Genomic DNA, 15935 nt, shown 5'->3' with positions numbered 1-15935 from the left:
GTTTTTTTATGTCTGGCGATTGCCGCACAAAACAGTACAGATTTTGCTGACACTGCACTGTACGGTCGACTATTGTGGCAACTGTCCCCGTACACTTCTAAACTGTTCCGGTATTGTTTTACACAAGAATAAAATGCCCGTGAAATCGAGTGCTGCGTCATGACCAATCTTTTGCTCTATCAACGTATTGCTCAACAACTGGCCGAAGACATCCGCCGTGGGGTCTATCAGCCGGGAGAGCGCGTGCCTTCGGTGCGCAAGATGAGCTCGCAGCTCAATGTCAGCCACGCGACGGTGTTGCAGGCGTATGCCAATCTCGAAGATCAGGGGCTGATCCGCGCCCGGCCGCAGTCGGGCTACTACGTGCACCAGACGCCGGCACTCACGGCGCCGACGCCGGACATCGCCCGGGTCGAGCGCCCGGGCCTGGTCACCCGCAGCAGCATCATTCAACAAGTGCTGGTCGAATCCCGTCGTGAAGGTGTCTTCCCGCTGGGCGCTGCGGTGCCGAGTGTCGACTATTTGCCGGTGCGGGCACTGCACCAGCAATTGGCCAAGGTCACCCGTTTCCATAGCCCGCGGGCCTTCAGCTACATGTTCAGCCCCGGTTTCGAGCCGTTGCGCCGACAGGTGGCGATCCGCATGCGCGATGCCGGCGTGGTGGTCGATCCGTCGGAAGTGGTGATTACCCACGGCTGCGTCGATGCGCTGCAGATGTCCTTGCGCGTATTGACCCGTCCCGGTGATCTGATCGCCGCCGAATCGCCGACCTATTACGGGCTGCTGCAACTGGCCGATCTGTTGGGCCTCAAGGTCATCGAAATCCCCAGCGATCCCGCCACGGGCATGAGCCTGGAGGCCCTGCAACTGGCGGCCAACCAATGGTCGATCAAGGCGTTGGTGCTGACCACCCGTCTGAGTAACCCTTTGGGCGGCACCATGCCTGAAGAGCGACAGAAACAATTGCTGCGCCTGGCGTCGGACTTCGATATCCAGATTGTCGAAGACGATATCTACGGTGAACTGATGTTCGAGCAGGGGCGCACCAAGTCCCTCAAGGCCTACGATCGGCTGGACAGGGTGATCTATTGTTCAAGCTTCTCCAAGACTCTGTCGCCTGGCGTGCGGATCGGCTGGATGATTGCCGGCAAGTATCAGCAGGAAATCCAGCGCTTGCAGACCTTCAGCACGCATTCGGCGTGCAGCGTGACCCAGATGGGCATCGCCGCTTATCTGGAAAATGGCGGGTACGACCGGCATTTGCGTTTCATCCGTCAGGAATACCGGAAAAACCTCAGTGCCTTTCAACTGGCCGTGCAGCAGTATTTCCCGGAAGGTACGCAGATGACCCGGCCTACCGGTGGCTTCATTTTGTGGGTCAGTCTGCCGGGACGGGTCAATACGCAAGAATTGCATGTGCGGGCATTGCAGCAAGGCATCAGTATTGCGCCGGGACTTATCTTCAGTAACACCGAGCAGTTCAATCACTGCATTCGTCTCAATTGCGGCATACCCTGGAATCGTGAAGCCGAGCGTGCGTTGATGACTTTGGGCATGTTGGCCACCCAACTCTGCCAAGAGATGGCGGGCGGTTTGTAACAGGCGGCTACTTCGCTTGTCTTGTAGGCTGCAACAGGCGAGCATATGCACCTCTGCCGCTTGCACCCACCGTGGGATCCATGAAACCGATTTTTTCTGCCGCCTGGCTTTTGCTCTGTCTGTTTATGAGTATTCAGCCAGCATCCGTCGTTGCCGCCACCGAGCAGGAACAGACTACCGGCAGTTTCCACGTCGCACCGATAAAACCCGAACCCGTGAAAAAAACCTCGGCGGCCGAAAAATCGGCGACGCCTGTGAAAAAGCGTCCGCCCATTGCCTCCAAGTCGAAACCGGCCAGCGAGGTGGTAAAGACAGAGTTGCCATCCGCCAAGCTGGATCTGAGCCTGCCTCGGGACATGGTTCAGGAGCTCAAGCCGGTTGGAACAGTGCCGTTGTCCAGGCGCGAACCGCTGTTACCCCAGATGTTCGGGGACAAAAGCGGCAGCAGTCCGTTCCAGCTCAACGGGCGCCTGCTCAACAATGAAATGCAGCTGCAACTGCGAAATGAAGAACGCCGAGAGGTCGAAGGCGCGGCACTGGATTTCGAGTTCAAGCAGTAACCTGATCCCGATCCGCGAGCCGCAGACCAGACGCTTTGTCGGAGACTGGCCGGTCATGCTCGTTTGCACTGAAAAACCCGCTCGCAGGTAATTTAAAACAACTGTTTTAGCGGGTACTCTGTGCCCCGTCCTTTTACACATTGCTCGTCGCGAGGAGCTTGTCGTCATGAAATGCCGTGAGGGCTGTGGCGCTTGTTGCATTGCCCCGTCCATCAGTTCACCGATTCCCGGAATGCCCAATGGCAAAGCCGCGGGGCAGCGTTGCCTGCAACTTTCCTCCGATAACCTGTGCAATATTTTCGGCCAGCCGGAACGGCCGGCGGTGTGTTCTGCCTTCGAGGCTGACCCCGAGGTATGCGGAAGCAGCAGCGAAGAAGCCATCCGGTTGATTGGCTGGTGGGAGCAAATGACGGCGGCGTGATGTGTGGGCTTGCATCTCCGATCACCTCCGAAAAACCTGAAGGTGATCGGAGGTGCAAGCCCAACGAACGTAACTTCAACAATAAGGAATAAGACTATGGGTTCGCTGCATCGTATGGCTGTGCTGTGTGGTTTGACGGTTGTGCTGGCTACCTCGACGGCCCAGGCCGAAGACTGGAAAGTCAAAAAAGACGAAGACGGCATCAAGATCTCCCTGAGTGAAGTGGCCGGGTCCGACTACAAGGCCTATCAGGGCGTCACGCTGATGAAAACCACCATGGCCAAGCTGCGTGCGTTGCAGGATGACGTGTCCGGGGCCTGCGCCTGGATTCACGAATGCAAGACCCAGAAGCTGCTCAAGCACGAAGGTGACCAGAGCTGGACTTACACTCAGTTCAACACCCCATGGCCGGTCACTCCGCGTGATTCGGTGCTGCACATCACTACCACCGAAGGTGCCGATGGCAGCGTGACCCGCAAGCTCGAAGGCGTACCGAAATACCTTCCTGAAGAAAAAGGTTTCGTCCGGGTCGCCAAGGTCGAGGGTTTCTGGAAGTTCGTACCCAAGGGCGACCAGATCGAAGTGACCTATCAGGTGCACACCGAACCGGGCGGCAGCGTGCCGTCGATGGTGGCCAACAAGTTCGTGGTGGATGCCCCGTTCAATACCCTGAAAGCCCTCAAGGAACGCGCCGAGAAGTAAGGGTGTGGTGCTTTTAAGGTGACTTCGCAGCGCCCCGACCGGTTCGGGGCGTTTGCGTTTTTGACAGGGCAGCGCGCTTTAATTTGTTTCCGAATATGCGTTGCACGAAATTTTCACCCGATCTCCAAGACAATTCGCCGGCTTTCCCGCAACACGCTGCGTATTCCTGAATGCAGGATGAAACAGTCTGGATGAGGGTAGTAATCAATGGCAATGCTGCCGTCGATCGTGCAACATTTGCGCACCGCGCAAACCCCCAGGCCTTGTACGGGCCGAAAAGAGGGCAAGGCGCAGCTGTATTTTTGAAACTTCAACTTCCAATGGGTCCTAAAACGACATGGCAATCCCGGACGCCCTGAATCAGCAGCGAGCTTCTAGTCGCTTGCTGCAACCGACCGTCAAATCGCATCTGGCCTACACGCTGTTGTGTGCCCTGGTCATGATGGTCATGTTCAGCCTGCTGCGCGTCGCGCTGCTGGTTTACAACCGCTCGATGATCCTCGACACACCGGCCTCGACCTTCCTCGAGGCATTCGCCAACGGCCTGCGTTTCGACCTGCGCCTGGTGGTCTATCTCAGTATTCCGTTGCTGCTGGCATTGTTCAGCGCCCGGGCCATGGCGGCACGCGGACTGTTCCGCCTCTGGCTGACGATCGTCTCGAGCATTGCGCTGTTCCTGGGCCTGATGGAAATGGACTTCTATCGTGAGTTCCACCAGCGCCTCAACGGCCTGGTCTTCCAGTACGTCAAGGAAGATCCGAAGACCGTGATGAGCATGCTCTGGTACGGTTTCCCGGTGGTCCGTTACCTGCTGGCATGGGCCGTGGGCACCTGGGTCCTGAGTCTCGCCTTCAAGGGCGCGGATCGTGCGACCCGCCCTCGTGGCCCTTTCAGTGGCGGCAGTATCGGCACGCGCCAGATTGCCCCGTGGTATGCGCGCATCGCGGTATTCGTGGTGTGCTTGCTGATCTGCGTGGTCGCCGCGCGTGGCACCCTGCGCCAGGGCCCGCCGCTGCGTTGGGGTGACGTCTATACCACTGACTCGAACTTCGCCAACCAATTGGGCCTCAACGGCACCCTGTCACTGGTAGCGGCAGCCAAGAGCCGGATGTCCGAAGATCGCGACAATATCTGGAAAGCGACTCTGCCACAGCCACAAGCCCAGCAAGTAGTGCGTGACATGCTGGTGGTGCCGGCCGACAAACTGGTGGATACCGACACTGCAGCGGTACGCCGCGATTACACCCCGCCAGCCGACAAGACCCTGCCGATCAAGAACGTCGTTGTGATCCTCATGGAAAGCATGGCCGGTCACTCGGTGGGTGCGCTGGGCGGGCCGGGCAACATCACGCCGTACCTCGACAAATTGTCGAAGGAAGGCTTGCTGTTCGACCGCTTCTTCTCCAACGGCACCCATACCCATCAGGGCATGTTCGCCACCATGGCCTGCTTCCCGAACTTGCCGGGTTTCGAATACCTGATGCAGACCCCGGAAGGCAGCCACAAGCTGTCCGGTTTGCCGCAGTTGCTCAGTGCCCGTGACTTCGACGACGTGTATGTCTACAACGGCGATTTCGCCTGGGACAACCAGTCGGGTTTCTTCAGCAACCAGGGCATGACCAACTTCATCGGCCGTAACGATTTCGTGAATCCGGTGTTCTCCGATCCGACCTGGGGCGTGTCCGACCAGGACATGTTCGACCGTGGCCTGGTCGAGCTCAAGGCACGGGAAAACGGCAAGCCGTTCTATGCCTTGCTGCAAACCCTGTCCAACCACACGCCTTACGCCTTGCCGACGCCATTGCCGGTCGAGCGCGTGACCGATCGTGGCAGCCTGAACGAACACCTGACCGCCATGCGTTACTCGGACTGGGCACTGGGCCAGTTCTTTGAAAAGGCCCGCAAGGAGCCGTACTTCAAGGAAACCCTGTTTGTCATCGTCGGTGACCACGGCTTTGGTAACGAACAGCAGATTACCGAAATGGACTTGGGCCGCTTCAACGTGCCGATGCTAATGATCGCGCCGGGCATCCAGGAAAAGTTCGGCCAGCGTGACCACACGGTGGGCACTCAGATCGACATCGTGCCGACCATCATGGGCCGCATCGGTGGCGAAGTGCGTCATCAGTGCTGGGGACGCGACCTGCTCAACCTGCCGGAAGGCGACGCCGGTATTGGTGTTATCAAACCGTCGGGCAGCGAGCAGACCACGGCCATCCTCACCGCCGACCAGATTCTGGTCCTGCCGAAGGACAAGGACATGGCGCCGAAGTTGTATCAGTATGAATTGGGTGCCAAGCCTCGCGCCGAAATCATTGCTGATGCGCCGCGTACCGCCGAGTTGAAACTCAAGCTCGAAGCGTTCCTGCAAACAGCGACCAAGAGCCTGCTGGACAACACTGCCGGAGTGATCGACGGCAAGCCGGACTAAGTAACCCGTCAGGTCTTGCTGCCTGATCCCAGGCAACAAAAAACAGAATCCGATGCCTGCACTGGCATCGGATTTTTTTATGCCTGCCGGGTGGCGATTTACCGTCCCCGTGGGTCATACCTGTCAACTTTGACAGTAGACACTCTTGGGGGTTGGGGATTTCATACAGGTGCTTCAGGTATCTGATCCAACGTTTGCAACAGCGACGTTGAAAGTGGGCAGTGTTGCAAGGATGAATGTCTGTCTGTTCCTGTCTCTATGGCTTTCGTGCCATGTCTTGGTCATGCAGTGGAACCGCATTGGAAGACATTCCAATAGAAACGCCGGGGTTGGCTAGGGCTCTTTTTGGCCTGCCACTTCGGTTCAGGTGGTTCGCCACTTCAACGTTACGTCGCAGGCCGATCGTCAGCACCACACGGGGAACCCGGTGATCGGTAAGAACTTCGTCGACATGCAGCGTATCTGGGCAACCGTAGCCAAGGCCGCCGGAACTAGCGTGCCTTATGGCGGCAATATCGATCCCCTCAGCGGAATATTCACTAACGTATGAATCAAGGCAACGATGCCAGTCAGATTGAGTGACTGGCATCATCTTTTTCGCTGGTTTCTATCGGCTTGTCAGACTTTCATATCTTGCCGAGCAACAACAGGATCAGTATCACCACCAACACCACGCCGAGGATTCCGGACGGGCCGTAACCCCAACTTCTGGAGTGCGGGAAGACCGGTAAACCACCGATCAGTAACAGGATCAGAATGATGATCAGTATTGTGCCCATGTCTATTTCCTTGTCGAAAATGCAGTGGATTGACCATGCCAATCTAGGTCAGCGGGAATGAAGTAAATTCGAGCTGCTTAAAAAATCGGACTCTTGCGCGTGCAGGAAAATTCCAAGTTTTTTTGAAGTATTTCGCACGGGTTCTTATTTCTTTTGTGGTGGCCTTAGTTGCTTCGGGCGCGGCCGCGGTTTGCTTGGGCCATTCAGCAATTTGATGGAGCGTGGGTCGGGCAATTTCCTTCGCTACACTCGGTGCATCTTCCGAGAACAACAAGGCTGTTTGCTATGCAAAATCGCATGATGATCACTGGTGCAGGCTCTGGCCTGGGTCGCGAAATCGCGCTGCGCTGGGCGCGTGAAGGCTGGCAACTGGCCTTGTCGGATGTCAGCGAGCCCGGCTTGCAGGAAACTCTCAAGCTGGTCCGTGAAGCCGGTGGCGATGGTTTTATCCAACGCTGCGACGTACGCGATTACAGTCAGCTGACGGCGTTCGCCCAGGCTTGCGAAGTCAAACTTGGCGGCATCGATGTCATCGTCAATAACGCGGGTGTAGCGTCTGGCGGGTTCTTCAGTGAGTTGTCGCTGGAGGACTGGGACTGGCAGATCGCAATCAACCTGATGGGTGTGGTCAAGGGCTGCAAGGCTTTTCTGCCATTGCTGGAAAAAAGCAAAGGCAAGATCATCAACATCGCGTCCATGGCCGCGCTGATGCAAGGCCCGGCGATGAGCAACTACAACGTGGCCAAGGCGGGCGTGGTGGCGTTGTCCGAAAGCCTGCTGATCGAGCTGGCGCATCAGGAAGTTGGCGTGCATGTGGTGTGTCCGTCATTCTTCCAGACCAACCTGCTGGACTCCTTCCGTGGCCCGACCCCGGCCATGAAAGCCCAGGTCGGCAAGTTGCTGGAAAGCTCGCCGATCAGCGCCGCTGATATCGCCGACTATATCTACCGGCAGGTCGCCGCCGGGGAGTTCATGATCCTGCCCCACGAACAGGGCCGCATGGCCTGGGCGATCAAGCAGAAGAACCCGCAATTGCTCTACAACGAAATGACCGCCATGGCCGACAAAATGCGCGCCAAGGCCAGGCAATCCGCAAGCTGATCTTGCCCGCAGGCAACGCTGTGGTTAGGGTGGCCGCCATCGGCCATCCTCGCGAGACGCTTGCATGCTCAATTACCTGTGGTTTTTCCTCGCCGCGCTGTTCGAAATTGCCGGTTGCTTCGCGTTCTGGATGTGGCTGCGCCAGGGTAAAAGCATGTGGTGGGTGCTGCCGGCGCTCCTCAGCCTGACCCTGTTTGCCCTGTTGCTGACCCGTATCGAAGCCACCTATGCCGGCCGCGCCTACGCCGCTTACGGTGGCATCTACATCATTGCCTCAATCGGCTGGTTGGCCGTGGTCGAGCGGATTCGTCCGCTGGGTTCGGACTGGCTCGGCGTGGCGTTGTGTGTGGCGGGCGCGAGCATCATCCTGTTCGGACCGCGATTCTCCGCGTCCTGACAGATCAGCCCTACAATCAACCGGCCTGTCAGACTTTTCCGTAAGCGTGGGGTGTCATGGCTGTCAGTCCGGTCTGGTTTGCTGTCGGAGCATTGTAGGCATACCGGAGGCCGGGCATCTTCAAGGGCCCGTAACCCCTGAAGGACACTCCTCATGCTCGTACTCACTCGCATCGTGGGCGAAACCATTTCCATCGGTGACAACATTTCCGTGCGCGTACTCGCGATCAACGGAAGCAACATTCGTTTTGGCGTCGAAGCGCCGCAGGACGTCAATGTGCACCGCTCGGAAATCTACGAACGGATCCAGAAAAAACTGGCGAAAACCAAGGGTCGCTGAAGGCTCAGTCAAACAGATGCTTGGGCACGTCGTGCTTGAGCATCAGTTGGCATTGCTCGCTTTCCGGGTCGAAGACAATCAGTGCCTGCCCCTTGATCAATGCCTGGCGCACGCGCAGGACACGGGTTTCCAGTGTCGTGTCGTCACCATTGTCCGTGCCGTCGCGGGTCACGAAATCCTCGATCAGGCGGGTGAGGGTGTCGACTTGAAGTTGGTCGTGGGGGATCAGCATAGGCACCTCGGTTGGATCAATGGCGCGATGCTACGGCGAATGTGAGATTGCCGCTAGTTTGGTCGTTTTATGTTGTCTGATCCGCCGCCATCGCGAGCAAGCTCGCTCCCACAGGTGATCGCATTCCCCTGTGTGCGAGCTTGCTCGCGATGGCGATCTGTCCAGCAACAAAAAAATCGGATCAGTTCTCCGACCGCTGCCCCACCAGGCTATCCACCGACGGTACCCGCGTATCGCTTTCCATCTGTGTGTCATGTTCGAGCTGATGGCTGAAGCGGTCCAGTGAGCCCGTGGCCGGTTGTGCATCGCTGGCAAACACCGGCGGGCTGAGGATGTACGCACCGAGCAGGCGGCTCAGGGCGGCGAGGCTGTCGATGTGGGTGCGCTCGTAACCATGGGTGGCATCGCAGCCGAAGGCGAGCAGGGCGGTGCGAATGTCGTGGCCGGCGGTCACCGCCGAATGGGCGTCGCTGAAGTAATAGCGGAACAGGTCGCGGCGTGCCGGTAACTCGTTGTCGCTGGCCAGGCGCAGGAGGTGGCGCGACAGGTGATAGTCATACGGCCCGCCGGAATCCTGCATCGCGATGCTCACCGCATGTTCGCTGGAGTGTTGGCCTGGCGCGACCGGTGCGATGTCGATGCCGACGAATTCACTGACGTCCCAGGGCAACGCCGCCGCCGCGCCGCTGCCGGTTTCCTCGGTGATAGTGAACAGCGGATGGCAGTCGATCATCAGCTCTTCACCGCTGTCGACGATGGCTTTGAGCGCCGCCAGCAGCGCGGCCACCCCGGCCTTGTCGTCGAGGTGGCGGGCGCTGATGTGGCCGCTTTCGGTGAACTCCGGCAGCGGGTCGAAGGCGACGAAATCGCCGACGCTGATGCCCAGCGATTCGCAGTCGGCACGGGTGGCGCAGTAGGCGTCCAGGCGCAATTCGATGTGATCCCAACTGATCGGCATCTCATCCACAGCGGTGTTGAACGCGTGTCCGGACGCCATCAGCGGCAATACGCTGCCGCGGATCACGCCGTTGTCGGTAAACAGGCTGACCCGGCTGCCTTCGGCAAAACGGCTGGACCAGCAGCCGACCGGTGCGAGGGTCAGGCGGCCGTTGTCCTTCACCGCGCGCACCGCCGCGCCGATGGTGTCCAGGTGGGCGGAGACGGCGCGATCGGGGCTGTTTTTCCTGCCCTTGAGCGTGGCACGGATGGTGCCGCGACGGGTCATTTCGAAGGGAATGCCGAGTTCTTCCAGGCGCTCGGCGACGTAGCGCACGATGGTATCGGTGAACCCGGTGGGGCTGGGAATGGCGAGCATTTCCAGCAGCACTTTTTGCAGGTAAGCGAGGTCTGGTTCGGGGATTTTGCTGGTCATGGAAACTCCTGATGTATTGAGGCCATCGATGGTTTCGATGAGGGGGCTTATTTGTTGCCTGTCATGCCGCCTTCGCTGGCAAGCCAGCTCCTACAGGGACTCATTCCAATGTGGGAGTGGGCTTGCCAGCGATGGGGCCAGTCCAGGCACCGCATGACTAGGAGACCACCGACTGACTGTGCGGAAACAACAAATCCACAAACCGCTCCGCCGTGGGCTGCGGTTCATGATTGGCCAGCCCGGCCCGTTCATTGGCTTCGATAAACACGTAGTTCGGCTGGTCAGCGGCAGACACCATCAGGTCGAGGCCGACTACCGGAATATCCAGCGCCCGCGCGGCCCGCACCGCCGCTTCCAGCAGCGTCGGGTGCAGGATCGCCGTGACGTCCTCGAGAATGCCGCCAGTGTGCAAATTCGCCGTGCGTCGTACGAACAGGTGCTCGCCCGCCGGCAAGATGCTGCTGTAGTCATAACCGGCGGCAAGCAAGGTGCGCTGGGTTTCCGGGTCCAGCGGGATCTTGCTTTCGCCGCCCGTGGCCGCTTGTCGCCGCCGGCTCTGGGCTTCGATCAAGGCGCCGATGGCGTGTTGGCCGTCGCCGATCACCTCGGCCGGCCGGCGAATCGCGGCCGCGACCACTTCAAAACCGATCACCAGGATTCGCAGGTCCAGGCCTTGGTGAAAGCTTTCCAGCAGCACGCGGCTGTCAAATTGGCGGGCGGCGTCGATGGCTTGCTGCACCTCTTCGATGGTCTGCAAGTCGACCGCCACGCCTTGGCCCTGTTCACCGTCCAGTGGCTTGACCACCACGCGCTGGTGCTCATCGAGGAACGCCAGATTGTCATCGGCGTTACCCGCCAATTGCTGTGCCGGCAGGTTCAATCCGGCAGCCTTGAGCGCTTTGTGGGTCAGGCTTTTGTCCTGGCATAGGCTCATGCTGATGGCGCTGGTCAGGTCGCTCAGGGACTCGCGGCAGCGTACCCGGCGCCCGCCATGGCTGAGGGTGAACATCCCGGCGTCGGCGTCATCGACTTGCACATCGATACCGCGACGGTGAGCTTCCTCGACAATGATCCGCGCATAGGGGTTGAACGCGGCTTCTGGGCCTGGCCCGAGAAACAGCGGTTGATTGATGCCGTTCTTGCGCTTGATGGCAAAGGTCGACAGGTTGCGAAAACCGAGCTTGGCGTAAAGGCTTTTCGCCTGGCGGTTGTCGTGCAGCACCGACAGGTCGAGGCAGGCGAGCCCGCGACTCATGAAGTGTTCGATCAAATGCCGCACCAGCACTTCACCCACACCTGGCCGCGCACATTGCGGGTCGACCGCCAGGCACCACAGGCTGCTGCCGTGCTCCGGATCGTTGAAGGCTTTTTCATGATTGAGGCCCATGACGCTGCCGATGACCGCACCGCTGTCTTCGTCTTCGGCCAGCCAGTACACCGGGCCACCCAGATGACGCGCAGTGAGCAGGGTGGCATCGATCGGCAGCATGCCGCGCGCCTGATACAGATGATTGATGGCCTGCCAGTCGGCGTCGCTTTGCGCGCGCCGAATACGGAAACCGCGAAACACCCGGGTCGCCTGACGGTAATCGCTGAACCACAGGCGCAGGGTATCGGAAGGGTCGAGGAACAGCTGCGTCGGCTCCAGCCCCAGCACTTGCTGGGGCGCGGCGACGTACAGGGCGATGTCCCGCTCGCCGGGCTGTTCGTTGAGCAACTCCCCGGCGAGGCTCGCGGCATCGGCAAAGGTGTGGCCGATCAGCAAGCGGCCCCAACCGCAATGCACGGCAATCGGTGCCGCGCCGAGCGCACAGCCGTCTTCGGCCAGGCGTGCCTGCAAGCGTTCGTAGGAAGGCGACTGGCCGCGCAACAGGCGTTGGCTGTAAGCCGTGGCGTGAGGTTTCATCGGTCAGATTCCTTGTTCGCTGAGCCACAGGTTGAGGGCCGCCAGTTGCCACAGCTTTGAACCACGCAACGGTGTCAATTGTCCCTGCGGATCGGTCAGCAGGCGGTCGAGCATCGCCGGGTTGAACAGGCCGCGATCCTGACTGGGGTCAAGCAGCAACTCGCGCACCCAGTCCAGCGTGTCGCCCTGCAAATGCTTGAGGCCCGGCACCGGGAAGTAACCTTTCTTACGGTCGATCACTTCACTGGGAATCACTTGCCGCGCGGCTTCCTTCAACACTTGTTTACCGCCGTCCGGAAGTTTGAAACGCCCCGGAATCCGTGCCGACAGCTCCACCAGGCGGTAGTCGAGAAACGGCGTGCGCGCTTCCAGACCCCAGGCCATGGTCATGTTGTCGACGCGTTTGACCGGGTCATCCACCAGCATCACTGTGCTGTCCAGGCGCAAGGCCTTGTCCACCGCCGCATCGGCACCGGGCTGGGCGAAATGGGCTTTGACGAAGTCGCCAGCGGCGTCAGTCGCGGTCAGCCATTTCGGTTGGACCGTGGCAGCGTAGTCGTCGTAACTGCGGTCGAAAAACGCTTCGCGGTACGCGGCATACGGATCGCTCGCACCGTCCACCTGCGGATACCAGTGGTAACCGGCGAACAGTTCGTCGGCGCCCTGGCCGCTTTGCACCACCTTGCAATGCTTGGCCACCTCCCGGGACAACAGGTAGAAGGCGATGCAGTCGTGGCTGACCATCGGTTCGCTCATGGCGCGGAATGCGGCGGGCAGTTGTTCGATGATCTCCTTTTCGTCGATGCGCAGTTGGTGATGCTGGGTGCCGTAGTGTTGGGCGATCAGGTCGGAGTACTGGAATTCGTCACCGCGCTCGCCACCGGCATCCTGGAAACCGATGGAGAAGGTCGACAGATTGTCCACGCCGACTTCGCGCAACAAGCCCACCAGCAGGCTTGAATCGACCCCGCCCGACAGCAGCACTCCGACATCCACGGCCGCCCGCTGGCGGATGGCGACTGCTTCGCGGGTACTGTCGAGCACACGGTCGCGCCAGTCTTCGAGGGTCAGCTTTTTCTCATCGTCGTGTGGGCCATAGGGCAGGGTCCACCAGGTTTTCTGCTCGGTGCGGCCATCGGCTTCGATGCGCATCCAGGTGGCCGGCGGCAGCTTTTCGATGCCCGCCAGCAAGGTGCGTGGTGCCGGGACCACTGAATGGAAGTTCAGGTAGTGATTGAGCGCCACCGGATCGAGGATCGGGTTGATGTCGCCACCCTTGAGCAATGCCGGTAGCGCGGAAGCAAAGCGCAGGCGCTGGCCGGTGCGCGACAAGTACAACGGCTTCACACCCAGACGGTCGCGGGCGATGAACAGGCGTTGGGCGTCGCGCTCCCAAATGGCAAAGGCAAACATGCCGTTGAGTTTCGGTAGCAAGGCCTCGCCCCAGGCGTGATAGCCCTTGAGCAACACTTCGGTGTCGCCGTCGGAGTAAAAGGCGTAGCCCAGGCTTTCAAGCTCCGCGCGCAGTTCCGGGAAGTTGTAGATCGCCCCGTTGAAGGCCAGGGACAAGCCCAACTGCGGGTCGATCATCGGCTGCGCCGAGCCGTCCGAGAGGTCCATGATTTTCAGGCGCCGATGGCCCAGGGCAACCGGCCCCTGGCTATGAAAGCCCCAGGCGTCGGGGCCGCGAGGGGCCAGGTGATGGGTGATTCGTTCAATGGCTGCAAGGTCTGCAGGTTGATGATCAAAACGTAACTCGCCAGCTAATCCGCACATAAGTTCCTTACCGGTTTTTCCGTTGGGGAGGGTCAATCGTTACCGCACCGAAACGGCGGGTACTCAGAAAGTGACCTGTATCGGTAAGGGGAGTTTTAGATCGATGAGTTATAAGCGGGCCAGGCCCGGGCCGAGAGGCGCTGTGCGGGCGCTCTCGACGGCGGTATCGACTATTTGCCCCGGATCAGGCGCCGCAAGGCAAACCGATTGGGATGACAGGCTTCGGCCACGCTTCTGGGCAGCGGCAGGGGTTCGTTGTCCAGCCAGGCTGCCAGCAATTCACCGGACAGCGGCGCGGTGATCAGGCCGCGCGAGCCGTGGCCGCTGTTGATGTACAAACCCCCAAGCCATGGGCATTCGACGTCTGGCACCTGTCGGGCATCCTTGCCCAGCGCTGCATACGCCTGAGCGAACGCCTGGCTGTCGGCCAAAGGCCCGACGATTGGCAAATAGTCAGGGCTGGTGCAACGAAACGCAGCGCGACCCTGAAGGCTCTCGGGGTCCAGGTGTTCGATCTCCAGTCGCTCGACCAGATCGTGGGAAATCTCTTCGAGCATGGCCAGATTGCCCAGGTGTTCGGCCGTGGTCGGCGTCAGGTCATCGCTCTTGAAATCAAAACTGGCTCCCAGCGTGTGCTCGCCCAAGCGCGCTGGGGCGACATAGCCTTCGGCGCACACCACGGTGCCCAGGGCCTGGCTTTGCGGGGTTTGCGTCAGGCGGGTGATTTGCCCGCGAATGCGTTTGAGCGGCAACTCGGCACTTTCGGGGAAGCGCCGGATTTCGGCGGCACCGGCGAGTACCACCACCGGCGCGCTGGCGAGCAAACGTTCGCCGTTCCAGGCTTGCCACTGATCCCCAACCTTGCGCAGTTCCAGCGCATCGCGATGGGTGAGCAATTGAACTCGCGGGTGCCCGGCCTGCCACTGGCACAGCGCCGGGGGATGAACCCAGCCGCCTTCGGGATAGAACAGGCCTCCGCTTGCCAGCCCGATACCGGCCACGGCCTGCGCCTCGGGTTGATCCAGCAGGTGTAGCAAGTCCGCCGGAAACGCCGCCGCCAGCTGCGCCTGACGCTCGGCCTCCTTGGCATTGAAGGCCAGTTGCAACACGCCGCAGTCGTCCCAGTCGCGGCCCCTTTGCAAGTGTTCGAGCCGTCGCCGGGTATAGCCGAATCCGCTGACGATCATTTGCGACAGCGCTGTGCCATGGGCCGATAACTTCAGGTAGAGCACGCCCTGCGGATTGCCCGAAGCTTCCCGGGCGATGTCGTCGTGACGCTCCAGCACAGTCACTTGCCAGCCCCGCGCGGCGAGGCTGGCAGCGCTCGCACAGCCGGCCAGCCCGGCACCGATCACCAGCGCCCGGCGTTCGCCAGCCAGTGGGGCCGGGCGGGCAAACCAGGGTTTATCGGGCGCCGGGGCGGGCACGTCTTGGGGCCAGCCGAGGAACTCGCCGCGCAGGATCTCCCATTTGTGGCCGATGCCGGGGGTGCGTTTCATCTTGAAGCCGGCGGCGTTGAGCAGGCGCCGCACCCAGCCGGTGCTGGTGAAGGTGCTGATGGACGCACCGGGAGCGGCCAGCCGAGCCAGTTCAGCAAACAGCTCGGCGGTCCACATGTCGGGGTTTTTCGCCGGAGCGAAACCGTCGAGAAACCAGGCGTCGATCCGGGCATCGAGTTGCGGCAGTTGTTCCAGCGCGTCGCCGATCAGCAACGTCAGGGTCACGCGGCCGTTATCCAGCGTCAGGCGCTGAAAGCCCTGATGGATGGCCACGTATTGCTCAAGCAGTTGATCGGCAAACACCTTGAGTTCCGGCCACAGCGCCAGAGCCCGTTGCAAGTCGGCCGGGCTCAGCGGGTACTTCTCGACGCTGACAAAATGCAGCCGCGCTCCGGCCGCCGCGTGTTGCTCGAACACCTGCCAGGCACACAGAAAATTCAGCCCGGTGCCAAACCCCGTTTCACCGATAACCAGCCTTCCGCCCTCGGGCAAGGCGGCAAAGCGTTCGGCCAGGCGATTCTGCTCGATGAACACATAGCGGGTTTCATCCAGCCCTGACTGGTCGGAGAAGTACACGTCGTCGAACACTCGCGAATACGGGCGACCTTGGTCGTCCCAGTCGAGTTGGGCGTGGGGCAATACAGGTTTCATGGCAGGCTCTGCAACGGCAAGGCGGCCATTCTAGCCGATTGAAAGTGTGGTGCTTGATTCGTGGCAATGCATACAAACCTGGATCAGCGAAACTTCGAGGATGCGCGAAAGGCTTTTGTGGCGAGGGGGCTTGCCCCCGTTGGGTTGCGAAGCAGCCCCAAACCAGGCGA

Annotated in this window: 14 protein-coding genes; 8 read left to right on the top strand and 6 right to left on the bottom strand. The window is 60.3% G+C overall.

All coding sequences use genetic code 11. From position 1 onward, the window contains the following. The first annotated feature begins 159 nt into the window (after window positions 1-159). The 5 genes from B0D71_RS24690 to B0D71_RS24670 all read left to right on the top strand — a co-directional run bounded on the left by B0D71_RS24690 (window position 160) and on the right by B0D71_RS24670 (window position 5713). Entirely contained in the window at window positions 160-1599 is a 1440-nt protein-coding gene (locus tag B0D71_RS24690) for an aminotransferase-like domain-containing protein (protein ID WP_008050371.1), read from the top strand. A gap of 80 nt (window positions 1600-1679) precedes the next feature. Continuing rightward, window positions 1680-2159 carry a translation initiation factor 2 gene (locus B0D71_RS24685; RefSeq protein ID WP_103397035.1) on the top strand — a complete coding sequence of 160 codons (480 nt, stop codon included), beginning with the start codon at window positions 1680-1682 and terminating at the stop codon, window positions 2157-2159. A 166-nt stretch (window positions 2160-2325) separates the two neighbouring features. Next, entirely contained in the window at window positions 2326-2580 is a 255-nt protein-coding gene (locus tag B0D71_RS24680; protein ID WP_103397034.1) for a YkgJ family cysteine cluster protein, read from the top strand. Between the two features lie 96 nt (window positions 2581-2676). Next, window positions 2677-3282: an START domain-containing protein gene (locus B0D71_RS24675; RefSeq protein ID WP_103397033.1), complete on the top strand. Its 606-nt coding sequence runs from the start codon at window positions 2677-2679 to the stop codon at window positions 3280-3282. 337 nt (window positions 3283-3619) lie between these two features. Further along, window positions 3620-5713, top strand: coding sequence for an LTA synthase family protein (locus B0D71_RS24670; RefSeq protein ID WP_103397032.1), 2094 nt, complete (start codon window positions 3620-3622; stop codon window positions 5711-5713). A gap of 626 nt (window positions 5714-6339) precedes the next feature. On the opposite strand, the gene B0D71_RS24660 is transcribed toward B0D71_RS24670, so the two are convergent. Beyond that, a complete protein-coding gene (locus tag B0D71_RS24660) occupies window positions 6340-6498 on the bottom strand; it encodes a DUF3309 family protein (RefSeq protein WP_205886039.1) in 159 nt (52 codons plus the stop codon). 279 nt (window positions 6499-6777) lie between these two features. Here B0D71_RS24660 and B0D71_RS24655 point away from each other — a divergent pair, with 279 nt between their 5' ends. From B0D71_RS24655 to csrA, 3 genes are all read left to right on the top strand, one after another. Then, window positions 6778-7593: an SDR family oxidoreductase gene (locus B0D71_RS24655; RefSeq protein WP_008048965.1), complete on the top strand. Its 816-nt coding sequence runs from the start codon at window positions 6778-6780 to the stop codon at window positions 7591-7593. A gap of 64 nt (window positions 7594-7657) precedes the next feature. After that, complete coding sequence (locus B0D71_RS24650; RefSeq protein ID WP_103397030.1) at window positions 7658-7990, top strand: YnfA family protein; 333 nt, start codon at window positions 7658-7660, stop codon at window positions 7988-7990. Window positions 7991-8143: 153 nt separating this feature from the next. Next, window positions 8144-8329, top strand: a complete 186-nt coding sequence (gene csrA, locus B0D71_RS24645; protein ID WP_103397029.1) for a carbon storage regulator CsrA — start codon at window positions 8144-8146, stop codon at window positions 8327-8329. Between the two features lie 4 nt (window positions 8330-8333). Here csrA and B0D71_RS24640 read toward each other — a convergent pair whose 3' ends face one another. The 5 genes from B0D71_RS24640 to mnmC form a co-directional block, all read right to left on the bottom strand. Further along, window positions 8334-8561, bottom strand: coding sequence for a YheU family protein (locus B0D71_RS24640; protein ID WP_103397028.1), 228 nt, complete (start codon window positions 8559-8561; stop codon window positions 8334-8336). 181 nt (window positions 8562-8742) lie between these two features. Continuing rightward, entirely contained in the window at window positions 8743-9933 is a 1191-nt protein-coding gene (locus B0D71_RS24635; RefSeq protein ID WP_103397027.1) for an osmoprotectant NAGGN system M42 family peptidase, read from the bottom strand. A gap of 157 nt (window positions 9934-10090) precedes the next feature. Further along, window positions 10091-11839 (bottom strand): N-acetylglutaminylglutamine synthetase, encoded by a 1749-nt coding sequence (ngg, locus tag B0D71_RS24630; RefSeq protein ID WP_103397026.1) that lies wholly within the window; start codon window positions 11837-11839, stop codon window positions 10091-10093. A gap of 3 nt (window positions 11840-11842) precedes the next feature. Beyond that, window positions 11843-13615, bottom strand: a complete 1773-nt coding sequence (locus B0D71_RS24625; protein ID WP_103397025.1) for an N-acetylglutaminylglutamine amidotransferase — start codon at window positions 13613-13615, stop codon at window positions 11843-11845. Window positions 13616-13785: 170 nt separating this feature from the next. Continuing rightward, entirely contained in the window at window positions 13786-15765 is a 1980-nt protein-coding gene (mnmC, locus tag B0D71_RS24620) for a bifunctional tRNA (5-methylaminomethyl-2-thiouridine)(34)-methyltransferase MnmC2/FAD-dependent 5-carboxymethylaminomethyl-2-thiouridine(34) oxidoreductase MnmC1 (RefSeq protein WP_103397024.1), read from the bottom strand. Between the last annotated feature and the right edge of the window lie 170 nt (window positions 15766-15935).

Source organism: Pseudomonas laurylsulfativorans (assembly GCF_002906155.1).
Lineage (GTDB): Bacteria > Pseudomonadota > Gammaproteobacteria > Pseudomonadales > Pseudomonadaceae > Aquipseudomonas > Aquipseudomonas laurylsulfativorans.
Note: the sequence above shows the minus strand (reverse complement) of the source record. Positions and strands in the feature narration are given on the sequence as shown.